Annotated in this window: 19 protein-coding genes; 12 read left to right on the top strand and 7 right to left on the bottom strand. The window is 55.4% G+C overall.

All coding sequences use genetic code 11. The annotated features are described in order from the left end of the window. The first annotated feature begins 5 nt into the window (after positions 1-5). From lonC to KIB08_RS02995, 5 genes are read left to right on the top strand one after another with little or no spacing between them, the layout of a single operon-like run. Positions 6-1,919: a Lon family ATP-dependent protease gene (gene lonC / locus KIB08_RS03015; protein WP_303989408.1), complete on the top strand. Its 1,914-nt coding sequence runs from the start codon at positions 6-8 to the stop codon at positions 1,917-1,919. Next, positions 1,916-3,274: a replicative DNA helicase gene (gene dnaB, locus KIB08_RS03010; protein WP_024048035.1), complete on the top strand. Its 1,359-nt coding sequence runs from the start codon at positions 1,916-1,918 to the stop codon at positions 3,272-3,274. The genes lonC and dnaB overlap by 4 nt, the downstream gene beginning before the upstream one ends. Before the next feature lie 3 nt (positions 3,275-3,277). Further along, on the top strand, positions 3,278-4,033 hold the full coding sequence (locus KIB08_RS03005) for a uracil-DNA glycosylase (protein WP_303989403.1): 756 nt from the start codon (positions 3,278-3,280) through the stop codon (positions 4,031-4,033). Between the two features lie 11 nt (positions 4,034-4,044). Next, a complete protein-coding gene (locus tag KIB08_RS03000) occupies positions 4,045-4,812 on the top strand; it encodes a DUF4931 domain-containing protein (protein WP_303989401.1) in 768 nt (255 codons plus the stop codon). After that, positions 4,813-5,517 carry a metallophosphoesterase gene (locus tag KIB08_RS02995; RefSeq protein WP_303989399.1) on the top strand — a complete coding sequence of 235 codons (705 nt, stop codon included), beginning with the start codon at positions 4,813-4,815 and terminating at the stop codon, positions 5,515-5,517. A gap of 64 nt (positions 5,518-5,581) precedes the next feature. On the opposite strand, the gene KIB08_RS02990 is transcribed toward KIB08_RS02995, so the two are convergent. The 5 genes from KIB08_RS02990 to KIB08_RS02970 form a co-directional block, all read right to left on the bottom strand. Beyond that, on the bottom strand, positions 5,582-6,946 hold the full coding sequence (locus tag KIB08_RS02990) for an ABC transporter permease (RefSeq protein ID WP_303989397.1): 1,365 nt from the start codon (positions 6,944-6,946) through the stop codon (positions 5,582-5,584). Then, positions 6,931-7,602 carry an ABC transporter ATP-binding protein gene (locus tag KIB08_RS02985; RefSeq protein ID WP_303989396.1) on the bottom strand — a complete coding sequence of 224 codons (672 nt, stop codon included), beginning with the start codon at positions 7,600-7,602 and terminating at the stop codon, positions 6,931-6,933. Before KIB08_RS02985 ends, KIB08_RS02990 begins: the two co-directional genes overlap by 16 nt. A 10-nt stretch (positions 7,603-7,612) precedes the next feature. Next, positions 7,613-8,056, bottom strand: coding sequence for a hypothetical protein (locus KIB08_RS02980; protein ID WP_303989393.1), 444 nt, complete (start codon positions 8,054-8,056; stop codon positions 7,613-7,615). 30 nt (positions 8,057-8,086) lie between these two features. Continuing rightward, positions 8,087-9,952 (bottom strand): alkaline phosphatase, encoded by a 1,866-nt coding sequence (locus KIB08_RS02975; RefSeq protein WP_303989391.1) that lies wholly within the window; start codon positions 9,950-9,952, stop codon positions 8,087-8,089. A gap of 255 nt (positions 9,953-10,207) precedes the next feature. Continuing rightward, positions 10,208-11,278 carry an NAD(P)-dependent alcohol dehydrogenase gene (locus tag KIB08_RS02970; RefSeq protein ID WP_303989389.1) on the bottom strand — a complete coding sequence of 357 codons (1,071 nt, stop codon included), beginning with the start codon at positions 11,276-11,278 and terminating at the stop codon, positions 10,208-10,210. 229 nt (positions 11,279-11,507) lie between these two features. Here KIB08_RS02970 and KIB08_RS02965 point away from each other — a divergent pair, with 229 nt between their 5' ends. From KIB08_RS02965 to KIB08_RS02940, 6 genes are all read left to right on the top strand, one after another. Continuing rightward, entirely contained in the window at positions 11,508-12,200 is a 693-nt protein-coding gene (locus KIB08_RS02965; RefSeq protein ID WP_303989387.1) for an MBL fold metallo-hydrolase, read from the top strand. Between the two features lies 1 nt (position 12,201). Then, on the top strand, positions 12,202-12,495 hold the full coding sequence (locus KIB08_RS02960) for a hypothetical protein (protein ID WP_075939360.1): 294 nt from the start codon (positions 12,202-12,204) through the stop codon (positions 12,493-12,495). Further along, positions 12,495-13,730 carry a DUF445 family protein gene (locus KIB08_RS02955; protein WP_303989385.1) on the top strand — a complete coding sequence of 412 codons (1,236 nt, stop codon included), beginning with the start codon at positions 12,495-12,497 and terminating at the stop codon, positions 13,728-13,730. Before KIB08_RS02960 ends, KIB08_RS02955 begins: the two co-directional genes overlap by 1 nt. Beyond that, positions 13,730-14,977 (top strand): DUF445 family protein, encoded by a 1,248-nt coding sequence (locus tag KIB08_RS02950; protein WP_303989384.1) that lies wholly within the window; start codon positions 13,730-13,732, stop codon positions 14,975-14,977. The genes KIB08_RS02955 and KIB08_RS02950 overlap by 1 nt, the downstream gene beginning before the upstream one ends. Before the next feature lie 81 nt (positions 14,978-15,058). After that, on the top strand, positions 15,059-15,505 hold the full coding sequence (mscL, locus tag KIB08_RS02945; protein ID WP_303989382.1) for a large-conductance mechanosensitive channel protein MscL: 447 nt from the start codon (positions 15,059-15,061) through the stop codon (positions 15,503-15,505). A gap of 3 nt (positions 15,506-15,508) precedes the next feature. Beyond that, complete coding sequence (locus KIB08_RS02940) at positions 15,509-16,027, top strand: cysteine hydrolase family protein (RefSeq protein ID WP_303989380.1); 519 nt, start codon at positions 15,509-15,511, stop codon at positions 16,025-16,027. Between the two features lie 52 nt (positions 16,028-16,079). On the opposite strand, the gene KIB08_RS02935 is transcribed toward KIB08_RS02940, so the two are convergent. Further along, positions 16,080-17,495 carry an alanine/glycine:cation symporter family protein gene (locus tag KIB08_RS02935; RefSeq protein WP_303989378.1) on the bottom strand — a complete coding sequence of 472 codons (1,416 nt, stop codon included), beginning with the start codon at positions 17,493-17,495 and terminating at the stop codon, positions 16,080-16,082. Positions 17,496-17,842: 347 nt separating this feature from the next. Here KIB08_RS02935 and KIB08_RS02930 point away from each other — a divergent pair, with 347 nt between their 5' ends. Next, positions 17,843-18,634, top strand: coding sequence for a formate/nitrite transporter family protein (locus KIB08_RS02930; RefSeq protein WP_303989376.1), 792 nt, complete (start codon positions 17,843-17,845; stop codon positions 18,632-18,634). A gap of 72 nt (positions 18,635-18,706) precedes the next feature. On the opposite strand, the gene KIB08_RS02925 is transcribed toward KIB08_RS02930, so the two are convergent. Further along, positions 18,707-20,143, bottom strand: a complete 1,437-nt coding sequence (locus tag KIB08_RS02925; protein WP_303989374.1) for an alanine/glycine:cation symporter family protein — start codon at positions 20,141-20,143, stop codon at positions 18,707-18,709. Between the last annotated feature and the right edge of the window lie 159 nt (positions 20,144-20,302).

Genomic DNA, 20,302 nt, shown 5'->3' with positions numbered 1-20,302 from the left:
AGATAATGAAAGATATCTGGCGGCGGTTGTGGAGTCGTAATTCACAGACCGGCGCCGAGAGCGAAGCGGAGTTCGGGCGGCAAATCGCCGTCCTTTCGGGCGTGTATTCAGGCCTTATCGGCGCGGAGCGTTTTTTGTTGGCGGGCAGCCATTATAACGCGCTTTCCTACCTGCACGCGGAAGATCCCCAAAAACGGCTGGCGGGTTTGGCGCGCATCGTGCTGGAAGATCCGGATATTCCCGTGCCCGGTGAAGAACAGTCGCAGGTGCTGCTGGAGCGAACGGAAAATCGCATCAGCGATCTCTTGGCGCGGCAGGCGGTCGAAGAGCGGCTGGAACAAAAAATTAATGATGCGCTGGAAGAAAAGCATCAGGAATATGTCAATGATTTACGCCTGGAACTTTTGAATGAAGAGACGGGCGATTTTGAAACGCCGCAGTCTCGTGAAAAATTGGCGCAGCTGGACAAACTGGACCACATTCGTCTGACGGATACGATCGCCGCCCAAGTGCGGCCACAAACCTTGGCGGATATTGTCGGCCAAAAAGACGCGTTGGAAGCCTTGCTCGCGAAACTCGCGACGAAGTATCCGCAGCACCTGCTTTTATACGGACCGCCGGGTGTCGGCAAGACGACGGCGGCGCGCGTCGTCTTAGAGGCGGCGAAGCAATTCGATTTCACGCCGTTTCAAAAGGACGCGCCGTTTGTGGAAACGGACGGTACGACGTTGCGCTGGGATAATCGCGACATGACGAACCCGCTGATCGGTTCCGTGCACGACCCGATCTACCAGGGGGCGCAGCGCGATCTCGCCGATAAGGGGATTCCCGAGCCGAAGCCGGGGCTGGTGACCAAGGCGCACGGCGGCGTTTTATTTATCGATGAAATCGGGGAAATGGACCCGCTGCTGCTCAATAAGCTTCTGAAGGTGTTGGAAGATAAGCGGGTGTATTTCGAGTCGTCGTACTATGATGAAGACGATCCGCAGGTGGCGGCGTATATTAAAAAATTATTCCGCGACGGCGCGCCGGCCGATTTTATTTTGATCGGTGCGACAACGCGCGCGCCGGAAGAAATCAATCCGGCGATCCGTTCGCGTTGCGCGGAAGTCTTTTTCGCTCCGTTGGCGACGGATGATGTCGCGCGAATCGTCACGGACGCGGCGCAAAAACTCGGCGTAGTATTGGCGGACGGTGTCGCGGCGGCGATTGCCGAATACACCGGCGAAGGACGCAAAGCGGTGCAGCTGCTGGCGGACGCGTACGGTTTGGCGATGTACCATGCGGGACGCGCCGACGGCTTGACCGTCACCTTGCAGGATTTACGACGGGTGGCGCAGGCGGCGCACCTCGTGCCGCAACGTCATGATCAGGCCTCGGCACAGCCGCGAGTCGGACATATTTTCGGTTTGGGCGTGGCGGGTTATGTCGGCTCGGTGATTGAAGTGGAAGCCGTCGCTTTTCCCGCGCGCATTCCCGGCAAAGGTGAATTGCGTTTCAACGATACGGCGGGCTCGATGGCGAAAGACTCCGTGTTCAACGCTTCGGCGGCGGTACGTCGCGTCGCGGGCGCGGATACGCGTGAATATGATTTGCATGTGAACGTGATCGGCGGCGGTCAAATTGACGGCCCTTCGGCGGGCGTGGCGGTGACCTGCGCGCTGCTTTCGGCGATTACAGGCATTCCGTTGCGGCAGGATATCGCCGTCACGGGAGAAGTCGCGCTGAACGGCGCGATCAAACCGATCGGCGGTGTGCACGCGAAAGCCTATGGTGCCAAACAGGCCGGCATGAAAAAAATGCTCATTCCGGATGAAAATCGGGATGATATCGGCGCCGAGTACGCGGGATTGCCGATTGTTCGCGTCAAAACCATCGAAGACGCGTGGCGGGAAATGACCGCGGGAGGTAAGGCATGATCGAACGGATTCCACCGCAAAATGTGGACGCGGAACTGTCCGTCTTAGGGGCGGCGGTGACCAATAAAGAAGCGGCGATCAAAGCGACCGACGTACTACAGGCGGCCGATTTTTATCGGGAAGCCAACGCAGTCGTTTTTGAAGCGATCAATAATCTGATTTTTCACAACCAAAATGTTGACGTCTTGACGGTGACGGAAGAACTGCGTCGCATGGGGCAACTGGATAATGTCGGCGGCGTCAGCTACGTGACGGACTTGCCGAATCATCTCGTTTCCTCCCTCGACGTGGAACGGCACGCGCAGATCGTGCTGGAAAAAGCGCGTTTGCGCCGCCTGATTCTCGCGGCCGATACAATCGCGGGAGAAGCGTACGCCGGCGAAGGCGAAGTGACGGATATCGTCGATGCCGCCGAACGGCGTATTTTGGAAGTGGCGAAAGATGAACGTCGTCAGGAGATGACGGCGATCGGTGAGATCGTCCAGGGACAGTTGGATGATATCGCCAATAAATACACGAATAAAAGCGGAATTACCGGTTTACCGACCGGATTTTCCGGTTTCGATAATATTACGAGCGGCCTGCAGCCGTCCGATCTGATTTTGGTGGCGGCGCGTCCGTCCATGGGTAAAACGGCGCTGACGCTTAACATCGCGCAGCATGTGGCACTGAAAGAGCATAAAAATGTAGCGTTCTTTTCCTTGGAAATGTCGCAGGAGCAGCTGGGCTTGCGTATGATCTGCTCGACCGCGCTTGTCGATTCGCAAAAATTGCGCACCGGCCGCATCACTTCGCAGGATGAATGGTCGCGTATTATGCAGGCGGCGACGGCTTTATACGACGCGCCGCTGTTCATCGATGATACGCCGGGGATTACGGTCGCGGAAATGCGTTCCAAGGCGCGGCGCTTGCAGGCGGAAAAAGGACTCGATTTAATTATCGTCGATTACTTGCAATTGATGCAGGGCAGTCAGGGTCGTCGACAGGCGGAAAATCGGCAGCAGGAAATTTCCGAAATTTCCCGCTCGCTGAAAAGCTTGGCGCGTGAACTCAAAGTGCCGGTGATCGCACTTTCGCAGTTGAGCCGAAGCGTCGAATCGCGCCAAGTGAAACGCCCGATGCTTTCCGATTTGCGCGAATCCGGTTCCTTGGAGCAGGACGCGGATATCGTCGCGTTTCTCTATCGGGAAGGTTACTACCAGCAGGAAATTGAAGATTCCAGTAAAAATATCACGGAAGTCATCATCGCCAAGCATAGAAACGGCGCCACGGGCACGATTCAGTTGTACTTCCATGGTCAGTGGACGCGCTTTGTCGATATGACGAACCGCAACGATGAGGCGGAGGCGCAGTAATTCATGACGGACGGGACGAGCGAGATCGATTGGTGGAAGGATACCGCGCCGACAAATTGGCAGACCTTGCCGGACAGCGCGGAGTCGTTTACGGAACGTTGGTACGAAACGGTGAAGCATTGCCGCCATTGTCGCCTCGGCGCGGAACCGAATCACGGTCCGACCGGCGCGACCGGTCCGATCGACGCGCCGTTGATGCTGGTCGGCGAGGGACCGGGCGGTGTGGAAGACGCGTACGGCGTGCCGTTGGTCGGCCCGAGCGGGCAACTTTTAGACCGCGTGCTTTGGTCGGTAGGCATTACGCGCGACCGCGTGTATGTGACGAATATCGTCAAGTGTCGACCGCGCAATAATCGCACGCCGCAAGCTGCGGAGGCGGATATTTGCGCTGCGCGCTGGCTCTGCCGCGAAATCGCGCTGGGGAAACCGCGCGCGATCGTCGCTTTGGGAAAAGTCGCGCTGCGTTTTTTCGCCGGCCGCGAATTGGGCATGGTACGTTCGCGCGGTCAATGGTTGCAGTGGACCCTGCCGGGCACGAACGAAGTCTATCCCGTCATGCCGACGTTTCATCCCGCGTACCTGTTGCGTTTGACGGGGCAGGCGGAAAAGGAAGCGAAGTGGCAGGTATACTACGATTTACTGGCGGCCAAAGAAAAAGCGGCGGCCGCCGTTCCCGCATACCGCTGGCAAGCGGCGACGCCGCCGGATCTCAAGGGTCTGTTCGACAAACGTCGTCAGGAGCGCGCGCAGAGGCGCTGAAGGAGGTTATTGTGCAAGAACCGATTTTATTTAATCCGCGCGTGGCCGCGCAGAAACCGCGCAGCGTTTTGCATGATCCCTGTCCGTTTTGCGCCCGCGAGCATTTGACTGATATCCTCGCACAAAAAGACGATATGATTTGGCTCGTCAACAAATATCCCGTCATGGAAAAAACCTGGCAGACCGTGTTGATCGAAACGGCGAAACATGACAGCGATATCGCGACGTACGCGCCGGAAGAATGGGAAAATATTTTACGCTTCAGCATGGAAAAATGGCGTGAAACGATTGCCAGACGCCGCTTCCGCTCCGTGATTTATTACCGCAACTTCGGTCCGACTTCGGGCGGTTCCATTCGGCATCCGCATTCGCAAATTATCGGTTGCGAATCGTTTGACTACATGCAAAATGTGCGGTTGGATCAGCTTGACGGCGAAGTTTTGCATGAAACGAACAGCGTGCGCGTGACGCTGTCGGATCATCCTATCTGCGGGTTGCGTGAATTTAATGTACGTCTGAAAGATCCGAGGCGTTTGGATGAATTTGCCGACAGCATTCAAAAACTTGTGAAAGTGATTGTCGATCCGAACGGCTGGGGATATGCCAGCTATAATTTGTTTTTCTACGCGGCCGACTATGAATACTGTAAAATTATCGCGCGCGGCGTGACGAGCCCGCTCTTTTTGGGCTACATGCTCACGCAAGCGCCCGATGCGAAGGCGCGGCAGGGGATCCGTGAGGAACTTATGCCGCTTTGGACGGCGACAAGGAGACGATAGATGCGATTTTGGGCATTAAGCGATTTGCACCTGTCGGGCGATCCGCCGCAAAAGCCGATGGATGTTTTCGGCGATCGCTGGCGGAACCATCGGCAGAAAGTGGAAACGAATTGGCGCCAGCAGGTGGCGCAGGAAGATACGGTGTTGATCGGCGGCGATGTTTCGTGGGCGATGAAGCTCGAAGAGGCCGCTCCCGATTTGGATTTTATTCGGGCGTTGCCGGGACGTAAAATCATTTTGCGGGGCAATCATGATTATTGGTGGGCGGGACTTGCGAAAATGCAACGCGCGACCGATCATGAATTGCTTTTTTTACACAATAACTTTATCCCGCTGACCGACACGGTGGCTATCGCCGGCACGCGCGGCTGGATCGCGCCGGGAGATACGCAGTGGAAGCCGGAAGACGAAGTCGTTTGGGCGCGCGAATTGCAACGTCTGGAACGTTCGTTGACGTTGGCGCGGGAAGCCGGTTTTACCAAGCTGCTCGTGGCCACGCATTATCCGCCGTTCAATGAAGCGCGCGAACCGACCGAGATGGCGGACATCGCGAAGCGATACGGAGCGCTCGGATATATTTACGGACATATCCATGACGAGCAAAATTTCCGTTATTTGCCGCGGGAAATCCACGGCGTGCCTCTTTATCTCACGAGCGCGGATTACTTGCAATTCAGTCCTTTGGAGATTCCTTTGCCGCTGTGAGAAAAAACGGCAAAGAAAAAAGACGAAATCATTTTGATTTCGTCTTTTTGATTGCGTGGACTGCTTACAGTTTAGAAAGCGTATCTTTGCGCGCCAGCAGCCATGCGGGAATTAATGAAGCCAGCAAGCCGACGGCCATGGTACCCAGCGCGATCAACAGCGGCTCTTTCAGAAATATCAGCGGCAAAGCGATCGCCGTATTCGTCGCCATCAGCGAACGGACGCCGAGATAACCCGCGTAACCGAGAACGTAGCCGAGAATTCCGCCGAGGACTATAATCAAACCGTTTTGCCAGAGTGTCACGGTCAAAAGTTCCGAACGTTTGGCGCCCAGTACGCGCAGAATCGCGCGTTCAGGTAAACGCTGCAGACCGGAAAGATAGAGCGTGGAAAGAACGACTAACAGAGCGGCGGCGATGAAAAAGGCGCCGATGTACCACCACATTTTTTCGCCTTGGCCCATCAGGGAGAAAAGTTGAATAATGACCTGCGCCGGAAAGACCAGTTGCGCGTCGTTGCGCTGCTGGAACTCCATGGCGAGTTTCAACGCCTGACCGTAGCCTTGCGGCTGAATCAATACGGCCGTCACCTGTCCCGCGGTCGCGGCGTGCTCACCGTCGTTCACGTCTTGCGCGGCGGCTTCGTGTTCGTGTTCATGTTCATGTTCATGTTCATGTTCTTCTTCATGCGCGGCGGCTTCGTGTTCATGTTCATGTTCTTCTTCGTGCGCGGCGGCTTCGTGTTCATGTTCATGTTCTTCTTCGTGCGCGGCGGCTTCGTGTTCGTGATCATGGTGGTGTTCATGCGCCAGCCAGACGCTGCGGATATCCGTTAAAACGGCGTGATCGTACGGACCTTCCACCGGCGCCAAAATACCGACGACCGTGTAGATTTGATCTTTGTGGACATGACCGTGCGCGGTCGCGCCGTGAATGGATTGAAATGTGTCGCCGATTTTAGCGCCCAAAAGTTTCGCGGCGCCGTCGCCGATGACCGCTTCAAAAGGCGCGTTGAAACGGCGGCCCGACGCAACTTTCAGCCATGGTTCGCTTTGCGGCTTGACGCGATAATCGAAAATCGTATTTTCGGTGCCGACGATGCGAAAACCGCGCCAGTTGTCACCGAACGCCAGCGGGATCGCCTGCTTTACCAACGGATTGGCTTTTACTTCTTGAAAAACATCGCCGGTGACGTTACCAATCGGACGGTCTTTCAAATATACCGTGTTGAGTACCAACTGGTTGGCGCTGCCTTTGGCGCCGACAATTTGCTGGAACGGTTCGGTCGCTTTCGTGAGTCCGTAATGCATGCCGAACGAAAGCGCGGCGATAAATACGGAGGAGGCGATCGCCAGCGCGATTAAAAGCGTCAGCAAAAGCGTTTGCCACGGCCGGTGGCGCAGTTCGCTCCAAGCTATTTGGCGCAGCATAGGCGGCCTCCTTCCAAACGAATCGTGCCGTCGAGCTTCGCAGCGACGTCTTTATCATGGGTCGCTACAATCAGCGTGGCGCCCGCCGCGCGCGCGCGTTGCTGTAAAAGTTCGATCACGGCCATACCCGTGGCGCGATCCAGGCTGGCGGTGGGCTCATCGGCGAAAATATAATCGGGATTTTTGATGAGAGCGCGCGCTACCGCTACGCGCTGCTGTTCTCCCATGCTGAGTTCGCGCGGCAACTGATGACCGCGTTCCGGTAAACCGACCGAGCGCAAAAGTTCTTCCGCCGCGTCGGCACGGTCGCGATCAGAGGTGCGGGCGAAAAAAGCGCCGGCCAGGATATTATCCCGCGCGCGTAAAGTCGGCAATAAAGAAAAGTTTTGCATGACGTAGCCGACATGCGCCGCGCGAAATTCATCGAGTTCGGACTCACGGCAAGCCGTAAGATCCGTGCCGTCGATCTGAATTACGCCTTCCTGCGCGCGCGTTAACCCCGCCAGTAAGTGCAGCAACGTCGACTTGCCGCTGCCGCTGGGACCGACCAGCGCCCATTGACTGCAGTCGCCAAGCTCCAGCACGTCGATCGCCAATACGGTGCGTTCGTGATTGCCGTCACGATATGATTTTTTCACATTGCGTAAATTGATCATACATTTACTCCTATTGCGCTGTAACGCTGTGGGCGTTAATGCGAACCAATGATACAAAGCCCGTTTCCGCGTCGACCGCCGAACCGAGTTCGAGCGAACCGCGCACCGTGATAGGCGCGTCAAAAGGCAATGCGACAACGGGTTCCTGCAATTTTACGACCACAATATTATTCGGCCAATCGGCATCTGTCGAACAGAACGGACAAACAGACATCGGTACTTCCGTCAACACGAAAAAATTAATGGTCGGCGTTAACGGCGGGGCCATAAAGCCTGTCATCTCCACTTCCTGCCCGGCGAGACTTTGCAAATAATCGGACAAAACCAAACCGCGAACGGTAGAGCCCGCGTACATTTGCCCAAAAGAAAGCGAAGCAGCGGCGTGAACCACTCCGCTGCTTGCGCTTAAAGCCACAACCAGAGCAAGAACGAGATGCAATAATTGACGTTGCATGGTCATGCTCCTCTCGTACTATGTTGTTTGTTACTTCGTTGCGTCAATACCCAGAGCACGCATGATCGCAAAGAAGATTTCGGTGTTGTCCATCAGGCCGTGGAATTCTTCCGAGCCCGGACCGCCGGCCATGACGACGATGTCATCCGCGGAGTGGACTTCTTGCGTTTCCTTGGTCGAAGGCAACGAACCTTCAATGTAGCGAGCGCCTTTCGGTGCGCGATACGGGTTGCCGATAATCTTGCCGTTCTCGCCGGTAATCGCCGGTGAAGTCGGTTTCGCCTGGAAGCGATAGTTTTCGTAGTGGTCCGGGAAGTTGGCGTATTGCAGAGCGAGCGTTACGTCAGCATCGGGATCATCCGGGTAGCCGTCGGCGTTGCGGTCCGAGAATGTCGGCCAGCCGGCTTCCGCGTACGTGCGAACCGCGTCGCGACCTTTCACGCCGTCATGTTCGTGGTACGTGCCGGTCAGCGATACGCCGTGCGAGTGGTCGGCAATGACAACGATCAACGTATCATCGCCATGCGCTTTCGCCCAGTCGGTCGCGTAGGCTACGGCCTGGTCCAATTCGATCGTGTCGTAAGCGGCGCGCTGCCAATCCATCGTGTGCAGCTGCTTATCGATGCAGGCACCTTCGGACATCAGGTAGAAACCGTTGGGGTTATGCGAGAGAATATCAATCGCTTTCGCGGTCATTTCAATCAAATTCGGCTGATCCGGGAAGTTTTTCAGAACTTCCGGATTCTTTTTAAATTCACGATCCATGTAGACGTTCATGTGGTTCATCGTGAAGAGGCCGAGCAGAGGTTTATTGTCGTTGGCCGCCAACATTTCCTGACGGTTGCCGGCGAATTGGAAACCCGCTTTTTCGAAATCGGCAATGACGTTCTGTTCGTCTTTCCGTTTGGAACCGTTGGTGGAAAGCGGCAGGAAGAACTGCGCGCCGCCGCCGAGGATGACATCCGGACGGTGGTACGCGGCGAGATAGTCGGCGGCGATAGCCGGCTGTTCCGCGCGACGACGGGTGTGGGCGGTTACCGCGGCCGGCGTCGCGTCCGTAATGGCGGCCGTGGATACGATGCCGACGCCCATGTCTTTGGTTCGTTTAATAATCTCGGCAATCGTTTCGACTTTCGGATCATCCATCGGATCTTTGGTGCGGTTTTCATACACGCCCATCGCGTTGACGACGGATTTATGACCCGTGTTGTAGGCCGATGCCGAGTTCGCGGAGTCGGTGACCAGGGAGTCGTAACCCGATGTGGTGACAAAGGCCATGTTCGGCAAGTTTTCCATAGACAGATGACCGTTGTAGCGGCCTTCGTAAATCCCTTTGGAAAGAATGCGCGCCGCTTCTTTGATCTGCGGGCTCATGCCGTCGCCGACAAAGAGGATGACGTTTTTCGCTTTTTTCTTCGCCTTTTCATCGACTACTTTGTAGTTGATTTGGCGTTTGAGCGCGCCTTTGGAAGTATTGGCGGCGACAGCGATGTCGATTTCGCCGCGCGCTTTGAAGCTGACGTTGTCGATCCGGTACGACGTGTAGTCGTCATGTACCGTAATCACCGGCTTTTTGCCGAAGTATTTAGCGGCGTCTTTGCCGTTGACGGTGACGTTTAACGCCGTCGGATTATTGCCGTTGACTTCGACTTCAAAGTCAAAGCGTTGACCCTTTAAAAATTTCGCCTGATCGATCGGCATGATCGCGATTCCCGTGCGGGCCGCGCTGCGGGATGCGAGCTTTTGACCGTGCTGCCAGTCCGCTTTGGCCTGCTGCGACATGTAAGTCGGCATCGGTTCGGACGCGAAACTTACATCGGCGGGCATCGCCAACGAGAAAATTCCCGCGGCCAGGAACAGGCGCAAGGTGCATTTGGTAATACTGCGTGCGTTCATAGTAACCTCCCCTTAATGGAAAATCCATTTTCGCTAAACGTATAATAGCAATCTGTCACCAAAATACGGTAAATTTTTCACCGTTTCTTTGTAAATTTGAATGAGTATTCAAAAATGCGCCGTTTTCGCCGAAGACGGCGCGAATTTCCGCAATTATTTACGCAGGGAAGGACCGTGTTGACCAAAGAATGCAGTATTTTGTAAAATTCGCGTAAGCAAAAAGGCAGTCCGAGGACTGCCTTTTATGCTTGCTTTTTATTTATCAGCTTCGTCGATTAAAACGACCGGTTTAATCAGGTCTTTCGGCTTGTCGTGCATCAACTCAAGCGCTTCCGGTAAATGTTCCATGCCGCGGAACACATGAGTGACGAGTTCGGCGATGCGTAAGCGTCCCGATTCGACCATGTCCAGCAGCTGTTCCATGCGCAGACGACCGCCCGGCGTCAGACCGCCGCGGATCTGTTTGTGCGCCATGCCGGCGCCCCACGCTTCACGCGGGATTTCGAGATAATCAGCGCCGCTGTAGTAGTTGACGGTGCTGACGATGCCGCCCGGTTTGACCATTTCAATCGCCTGGCCGAGCGTTTTCGTTGTGCCGCCCGCGATGATGACGCGATCGACGCCCGCGCCGTTCGTCAGTTTGAGGATCTGTTCGGCGATCGGGCCTTCTTTATAGTTCACGATGGTGTTGGCGCCGAACGCTTGCGCCACTTTGACCGAAATGGGTCGCGAACCGACGGCGTAGATGTGACCGGCACCGCGCAACGCGGCACCCTGCACGGCCATCAAACCGACGGCACCGATGCCGATGACGACGACGGAATGACCGAAACCGATATCGGCGAGTTCCGCGCCGTGCAAACCGGTGGTGGCCATGTCGCAGAGCATGACGGCGTGTTCCGGAGCGAGCCAATCCGGCAAGAGAGCGAGGTTGGCGTCCGCGTCGTTCACGTGGAAAACGTCGGCGAAAACGCCGTCTTTAAAGTTGGAGAATTTCCAGCCGGCGAGCATCCCGCCCGAGTGCATCGGGAATCCCGCCTGCGAGCGCTCCGCGCCCCAGTCCGGAGTAATCGCGGGCACGATGACGCGGTCGCCCGGCTTAAAATCTTTGACCTCCGCGCCGACTTCGACGATCACGCCGACCGCTTCGTGGCCTAAAATCATGTCATGGCGATCCCCCAGAGCGCCTTCGTAAACGGTGTGAATATCCGATGTGCAAGGCGATACCGCCAACGGCCGTACCAACGCGTCTTTGGCGCAGAGCGCGGGACGATCTTTTTCGGTAAAGCCGACTTCGTTCGGGGCAAGCATTGCAAAACCTTTCATGAAAAAATCCTCCTTATGTGAACAAAATTCTCTTACAAGAGTACTCTTATTCTATCACAATATATTTTATTTATCACCTGTTGTGTGCGACAGATGGAAAGTGCGATGAGGTTGCTGTGTTATAATAAATAGAAAAATAAAGTGATATTGTCGGCGGATCGTGAATTTACGCGGCGCTGCGCTTTTCCGCATCCGCGAAAACGCTTGGCGGTCCACTATGGAGAATGGAATGAATATTTATTTATTGGCCCACAGCGGCGTCGCGCTGGAAACGGACGATCGCGTGTTGGTGTTTGATCCCTGGCAGGATCCCGCAAGGCATTTGGAAAGGTTGGCCCGGACGAAAAAAACCTTGTATTTTTTTGTCACGCATGCGCACGGCGATCATTTCGCGCCGCGCTACGGGAAAGAATACGGCGAACGCGCGGCCCGTTTCGTGCTGGAAAAAGATTGCCGCGATGCGGCGTATCCCGCGGCCAAGACGGAGTATGTCAGCGCGGGCGATACGCTGACGCTTTCTGATATGACGATCCGCGTGTACGGCTCGACGGACGCGGGCGCGTCGTACCATGTGAGTTGGTCGGAGTTGAGCGTGTTTCACGCGGGCGATTTGAACTGGTGGCACTGGACCGGCGATACGGACGCGGCGAATCGGGACATGCGCGCGCTTTTCTTCCGGGAACTTGCGCCCGCGGTCGAACATGGCGCGGATATCGTTTTCTTTCCGGTGGATGATCGCCAAGGTCCGGCGCAGGAATGGGGCGTTATTGAATATTTGCAAAAGCAGACGCCGGCGCGTTTATTGGTGCCGATCCATCGCAACGGCGCGCCGTGGCAGCCGTCGCTGTATTTTTCCTGGCGTTTCGCCGATGTCGCGGTCTGGACGGGTCTTAACGACGGCGATGTGCGTAAAGGAGTGTAAGATGACAAACAGTTGGTTATATATTCTGGTCGTCATGCTGGCCGGAAGTTTCATTATTCATATGTACCCGACGCTGGTCGTGGCGATCGGGGTCAATGTGGGTATTTTTATCGCGAGTTATTTTATTTTGCGGCGCGATCCGCGCGTGGATATGCGGGCGGGCATGCTGTTTATTTTCGGCTTGACGGTGATTAATATTTTGGCGGCGCTCGGCTGGATGTCGAGCATGATGGCCAACCTCGCCTTTATCGCGCTCTTTATTTGGTCGATGGCGGGCGGCGGCAGGAGTCGCTGATGACGCGTCGAAGGATGGCGACGGGCGTGCTTCTGTTGTGCGCTGTCATCGTGCTTTCCTGCTACCCCGCGCGGTTTACGTTTTGGGGCGGTTTTGGCGTGCATACGGCACTGGCGGCATTGGTGGGCGGTCTGGCGGATTGGTACGCCGTGACCGCTCTTTTTCGTCGTCCTCTGGGGATTCCGTGGCAAACAGAGTGGTTGCCGCGCAGTCGGGAAAAAATCATGACGATGGCGGGCACGATGGTTAAAGATGAATTGTTGACACCGCGTCATCTCTATCGGGCGTTGAAAACGCATTCTCCGTTGCCGTACCTGATCACTCTTTGGGAACGCGATACGGAACGCTTTGTTCGGGCGCTTACAACGCTTTTTGAAACCCTTCCCGACGGCCTTTCGACGGATCTCTTGCAGTATGAATGGGAGCCGCAGCGCTTGCGGATTTTGACCGCGCAATGGCCGGCGGATGTCGCGGCGGAAGCGTTATTGCTCTGGCAAAAAGAAGACAATGCAAGCGGTCGCGAACGATTGGCGCAATGGCTGCAGTCCCGCGTTAACGCGGCGTCGACGGCGGAATTTTTGACTGCGCAATACAAGCAATTCATGACGCTTTTGGCGGCGGAACATCCCGTACGCGCGAAACTTTGGCGGGAAGCGCTGCGCACGCAGGGGGAAACGCCGAGCACGGTCGGCGTCTTTTTACAGGAGCGACTGGCCCGCGCCGCGGCGGATTTGGCGCGGCCGACGACGATGATCGGCGCGGCGTTTGACGACATGGTGACGATGGCGGTCGCGCGCCTGCAAAACGATCGGCGTTTGCGTCGGCAAATCACGGACGCGGTCGCGCCGCTTTTGGCGACAAACATACCGATGGACAGTCAGGTTTTATTTGATCTGATCGTTACGCCGAAGCGTCGTCACGCGTTTGCGCAGACGCTCGCGACATTGGCGGTGCGCTGGCTCACCGCGGCGCGGCAGGATCCGGTGCGGATTCGTAAGTTGGAACGACTGCTCTTTGTGACGCTTGCCAAAATGTTGCCGCTGGTGCAGCCGTATTTCGGAACATGGGCGCAGGCGGCGTTAGCGCCGTACAGCGCGCGCGAACTCTCCGACTTGATCGAAGCCAAAGTCAGTGACGATTTGCAGATGATCCGCCTCAACGGCACGTTGATCGGCGGCGTGTTGGGAGCGGTTTTTTATGTGCTCGGGCACGCGATGTTGGGAGGCGGTTTCTGATGCGTACATGGCAACTGGCCCAACGTTTTTTGTGGGGGAGCGTCCTCTTTTTCGCCGCGGCGTTTGCCTTATTCGCCTGGACGCGGCAATGGTGGAGCGAATGGCTTTACTATATCGCGCAAGCGGCGCTGATTGGCAGCGTCGCCGATTGGTTCGCGGTCATGGCGCTTTTCACGAAACCGCTCGGCATACCGTTTCACACGGCGCTGATCCCGCGGCAGCGGGAAAAATTAATTCGCGGCTTGCGGCAATTGCTGGAAGAAAAATTGCTGCGTCGTGAACTTTGGGAATCAGAACTCAATCAATGGCAACCGACTGACTATCTCGCGCAGTGGTGGCGCGATCCGGAACATCGCCGCGCCTTTTGGGAGTGCGCGCGACGGCAAGTCGAGCAGCGTTTGCCGCAGCCGCAACCGGAGGAGTGGGCGCGCACGCTGGCCGCCTGGACGCGGCAGGTGCTCGGGACGGTGCCGATGGCCGCCACGGCGCTCGCGGAAGTATCGCAAGAGGACGCCGAAAATGTGGTTTGGCAACCCTTGCGCAAGCGTCTGTTGCAGGCCGTTGCGACACCCGCTTTTACCGTGCGGCTGGCCGGCGAATTGCGTCGGCTGGCGCGCGCAGAAACAGAGGGCGTGACGAAGTGGGTGCGCATCGTCGGCGAAGCGACGGGCATGGTCGATTACGACGCGCTGGCGCAAACCTTGCAGACATTACTGCAGGAGAAATTGAGAAAACAAGACACCATACCGCAAGCAGTCTTGCGCTATTGGTCGCAGTGGCAAACCGAATGGCAAACGCCGGCGCACGCGAACGATTTACTGTTGTGGCAGCGCCAGGCGGCGGCGCTGCTGCCACTCGAGAAGTGGTGGGAAGTCATCGGGGACGATTTCGCCGAAAAATATCTCACGCCGAGCGCGTACGGATCACGCTTTTCACAAGTGGTGGCGGATGCGGTTTTGCACGGCATCGACCGTTTCTTTGCCGACGCGGAGCAGCGAGCCCGACTCGATCGAGCGCTGCGCGGGTATTTCGCGGAATGGCTGGCGCGCGAACACGGCCGTCTCGGCGAGGTGGCGGAACAGGTGCTCAGCGTTTACGACGAGAAGATGCTGAATCATTTTATTTTCACTAAAGTGGCCGATGAATTGGCGAAGATACGCATCAACGGAGCGTACGTCGGCGCGGTGATCGGCGCGCTGGCATGGCTGGCGCTGATCGGTTACGGCGCGTTTTTAGAATATTTATAAAATTTGATTGAAAATATTTCATCGGTATTCTACAATGAGAACAAATGAACCTTTTTCGTTCACTTCAAAGGGGGAGCTACTATGTGGAATGATTTTAAAGCGTTTATCATGCGCGGCAATGTTATCGACATGGCCGTCGGTATCATTATCGGCGGCGCATTCGGTAAAATCGTCAGTTCGTTCGTCAACGACATTGTGATGCCGCCGATCGGAGTGCTTTTGGCCGGCGTCGACTTCAAGGGCCTGTATATGAGCTTGTCGAAGACCCATTACGCATCGCTCGCGGACGCGGAAGCCGCCGGCGCGCCGGTGATCAAGTACGGCCTTTTTATCAATAACTGCATTGATTTTCTGATTATCGCGGCAGTCATTTTCCTGGTTTTGCGCGCGTTGATGAAATTCAAAAAACCGGAAGCGGTCGAAGAAACGGAAAAAGAATGTCCGTTCTGCAAAACGAAGATTGCGATTTCCGCGACTCGTTGCCCGCACTGCACATCGCAGCTGAATGAACCGGCAGAGGCGCGTTAAGAGATGGGGAAAGCACTGATTGTGATTGATATGCTCGAAGATTTTATCGCGCCGGACGGAAAATTGACTTGCGGGCCGGCGGGACAGGCGATTGTGCCGGCGTTGCGAGCGGAAATCGCGGCGGCACGTAAAGCGGGCACTCCCGTCATTTATTTGTGCGACAATCACCGGGAAGATGATCCGGAGTTTCAAATGTTTCCGCCGCATTGCGTGGCGGGTACGCCGGGCGCGGAAATCATCGCGGAGCTCGCGCCGCAGGCCGACGATATCGTCTTACCGAAACGTCGTTACAGCGGCTTTTTCGGCACGAGTTTGGATCTTTGCCTGCGGGAACGCGGCGTGACCGAACTCACGTTGAGCGGCGTCTGCACCAATATCTGCGTCTTTTTCACCGCCGCTGACGCGCGTAACTTCGGCTATGAGGTGCGCGTGCCGAGCCATTTGGTCGCAAGCTTTGACGCGGAGGCGCACGCCTTTGCGCTTTCTCAAATGGAATCCGTTTTGGGTTGCCGTGTAGAATAAAATACGCAATAAAAAAGCACTCCGCGGAGTGCTTTTTTGGTATACAGAAAGTTTACACATTGTCGTAATCGTACAGCGGCAGACCGTCTTGGCGTTTTTCATCATAATCGCGCAACACGGCTTTGATTTCCTTATGCAAGAGAATCAGCGCGATCAAGTTCGGGAGCACCATGATGCCGTTGAACATATCACTCATATCCCAAACGAGTTCGACCTTGCCCAGTGTGCCGAGCACGATAAAGGCGAGCACGAGCACGCGATAAACATTCAGAGCCGCGGGCGAGCGGAAAAGGAAGCGGATATTCGACTCGCCGAAGTAGTACCAGCCGATGACCGTAGTGAAGGCGAAGAACGTGAGGCAAGTCGCGATGATCATCGGACCGACTTCACCGAAGGCGGTGTGAAATGCTTCCTGCGTGACGAGCGCGCCGTTGAGGCCGAGTTGATCCGCGCCGGTTAAAAGAATAATCAGCGCGGTCGAAGTGCAGATCAGCATGGTGTCGACAAAGACGCCGATGAACGCGGTAAAGCCTTGCAACACCGGATGCGCGACGAGCGCGGTCGCGTGCGCGTGCGGCGTAGAGCCCATGCCGGCTTCGTTCGAAAAGAGGCCGCGGGCGACGCCGAAGCGAATCGCTTCTTTCATCGTGACGCCCAAGAGACCGCCGCCAAGCGCCTGCGGGTTGAATGCGCCCACAACGATATGCTTAAGCATCGGCAAGATTTCTCCCGCATAGAGGAACAGAATCACCAGCGCGCACAAAATGTAAATCACCGCCATCAGCGGTACGATGAGCTGCGCGAAATGCGCGATCCGATGAATGCCGCCGATGAAGATTAAGCCTGCGAAGACCGCGATCACGACGCCGATCATCAGCGGGTCCAGACCGAAAGCGTTGTTGACGGCGCCCGCGATCGAATTGGACTGCACCATGATGCCGATAAAGCCTAGCGCGATGATAATCGAAACGGCGAAGAAGCCGGCGAGAAATTTCGCCCAGCCTTTGCCGATGACAGGCGCCAAACCGCGCGAGATGTAAAACGCGGGTCCGCCGATAAATTTACCCGCCACTTCCACGCGATACTTTTGCGCCAAAATCGCTTCGGCAAAGATCGTGCCCATGCCGAACAGCGCGGACAGCCACATCCAAAAAATCGCGCCCGGACCGCCCGCCATAATCGCGGTCGCGACACCGGCGACGTTGCCCGTGCCGACCTGGGCGGAAATAGCCACCGCCAGCGCTTGGAAAGAGGAGATAGTACGACCGTCGCGATCGGTATGCTGCTCTTTATACAAGCGACCGAATACCTGCCGCACGGCCGGACCGAAACGACGGAACTGCGGCGCGCCGAGATACACGGTAAAAAACAGACCGACGCCGACCAACGCGTACATCAGTACGGAACCCCACAAAATTTCATTGACGGATGCCACGAATTGGGACCACAGTCCCAAAAGTTCAGCCATAAATATTCTCCCCCATAAAAACAATTGACCTTGTTAAAAATACAAATAAATTGGATTAAGTGTATCACGATCATAAAAAAATGGCAAGGAGAAAATAATTTATTTTGCCAAATAGTTATCGACAGTATTTTTCATCCTCCCGCGCCTTGTTTACGTCATGCGATTCAACTTTGCCCTTCACAGGAAAAATATGTTTGAACCAATGCATCGCAGATGCGAGTCAGCTTTTTGCAAAGTCTTTTTTGCGCGCTCGGTACGCGAAAATAAAATTTGCCAAAATAAAAATAACCCTATATATTTTTGCCATACTCCAGTACAATAGAGTGCAACAGTAAAGGGGGGATACAATGCGCGTCAGTCAATTCAATGAAAATGTCGCCGGAGCTTGCGGGAAAAAAGCGGCCCTTATCGATAAGAGTCCGGCCAGGTACCTGGTTCGATCCGCGTTTGCCGGGGGATTTTTAACGTTGACTTCCTTGGCGGGTTTTGCCATGGGCGATGTGTTGAATACGCTCCATCCCACCTTGGGAAGATTTGTTTTCCCCTTTGTTTTTTGTTGGGGACTGATTTATATTTTGTTTCTAAACGGAGAGCTTATCACCTCCAATATGATGTACTTAACCGCAGGACTCTATCGTCAATGGATCGCGCCTCGCAAGGCGCTTAAAATGGTCATTTTGTGTACCGTGGGAAACATTGTCGGCGCGTATTTTGTCGCGTGGCTCGCTTCCTACACGTCGGCGCTGCAAGGGTACGACGCGATGGGCATGGCGGCGACCATGGTCGAAGGAAAACTCGCGAAATCCGGCATGGAAATCATCTTCGCGGGAACCTTGGCCAATCTCCTTGTCAATATCGCCATTCTGTCATGGCTATTGATTGAGAACCAGGCGTCACGCATGGCGACCGTCATGTCGGCTATCGTCATGTTCGTGTACCTGGGGTTTGAACACGTCGTCGCCAACTTCGGTTCGTTCGCGCTGCTGCACTTTTCGCCCGCCACGACCGCGGGATTTACCTTCGGCAATATTTTGCGACAGTGGGGACTGGCCTACCTAGGAAACTATATCGGCGGCGGACTGCTGATCGGACTCGTCTACGCTTGGCTCAATCGCGGCGCGGATGAATATGTGGATTAATTTATGAACGGAAAAGTAACATACTGCTTGCCCCAAAAGACATAATAAAAACGCCCCGTACGGGGCGTTTTTTTATGCGACGCTGTCATAATCGTAGAGAGGGATGCCGTCCTGGCGTTTTTTATCGTAATCGCGCAAGATGCCTTTGACTTCTTTGTGCATGATGATGAGGGCGATTAAGTTCGGAAGGACCATAATGCCGTTGAACATGTCAATCATGCTCCAGATCAGGTCGACCGTGCCGAGCGTGCCGAGCACGATGAAAACCAGGACCAGCGCCCGATACGTGTAAAGAACGGCGTTTGATTTAAATAAATAGCGGACGTTCGATTCGCCGAAATAATACCAGCCGATGACGGTCGTAAAGGCGAAGAATGTGAGGCAGATCGCGATGATTTTCGGTCCGATGGCGCCGAACGCGATGTGAAATGCTTCTTGCGTGACCATCGCGCCGTCTAAACCGAGCTGATCAGCGCCCGTAAGCAAAATAATTAACGCGGTCGAGGTGCACACCAGGATGGTGTCCACGAAGACGCCGATGTATGCGGTGAAGCCTTGCAGCACCGGGTGAGCGACCAGCGCCGTCGCGTGCGCGTGCGGCGTCGTGCCCATGCCGGCTTCGTTCGAAAAGAGGCCGCGGGCGACACCGAAGCGAACGGCTTCTTTCATGGTGACGCCGAGTAAACCGCCGCCCAATGCCTGCGGATTAAACGCGCCGATGAAGATGTGTTGAATCATCGGCAGAATATGCTCGGCAAACAGGAATAGGATGACGACCGCGCAGAGGATGTACGCTGCGGCCATTATCGGTACGATTAGTTGCGCGAAACGCGCGATCCGATGAATGCCGCCGATGAAAATCGCGCCCGCGAACAGAGCGATGAGCACGCCGCACACGAGCGGCGAAATACCGAACGCGTTGTTCACGGCGGTGGCAATCGAGTTGGACTGCACCATGCTGCCGATAAAGCCGACGGAGATAACAACAATGACCGCGAAGATGCCGGCGAATATTTTGGCGTTCGTTCGGCCGATGTAGCTTTGCAGGCCGCGCGAGATGTAAAATGCCGGACCGCCGATAAATTTGCCGGCGACTTCCACGCGATACTTTTGCGCCAAAACCGCTTCGGCGAAAATGGTGCTCATGCCCAAGAGCGCCGACAGCCACATCCAGAAAATGGCGCCGGGACCGCCCGCCATGATGGCGGTCGCTACGCCCGCGACGTTACCGGTGCCGACTTGCGCGGAAATCGCGACGGCCAGCGCTTGGAACGAGGAGATCGATTTTCCGTCGCGATCGGTATGTTGATATTTATACAACTTACCGAAGACCTGACGCACCGCCGGCCCGAAACGGATAAATTGCGGCGCGCCGAGATACAGCGTAAAAAATAATCCCACGGCCACTAAGCCGTACATGAGAACGGAGCCCCACAGTACCTCGTTGACGGAATCAACGAATTGGGACCAATACATGAGAAGATCGGATAAAAAGTGTTCTGTCATCATACGCTCGTCTCCCTGGTAAATGCATATGTATAAATCGAATTCATCTTATCACAAAAGCGCATACACGACAATAAAATATCAAGCGGTTTTTATATTTCTGAAAAATTTGCGAAAAAAATACTTTCTGCGTACAATTAAGCCAAATCAAAATTTTGGTGG

The sequence above is a fragment of the Negativicoccus succinicivorans genome (assembly GCF_018372215.1).
Taxonomy (GTDB): Bacteria; Bacillota; Negativicutes; order Veillonellales; family Negativicoccaceae; genus Negativicoccus.
Note: the sequence above shows the minus strand (reverse complement) of the source record. Positions and strands in the feature narration are given on the sequence as shown.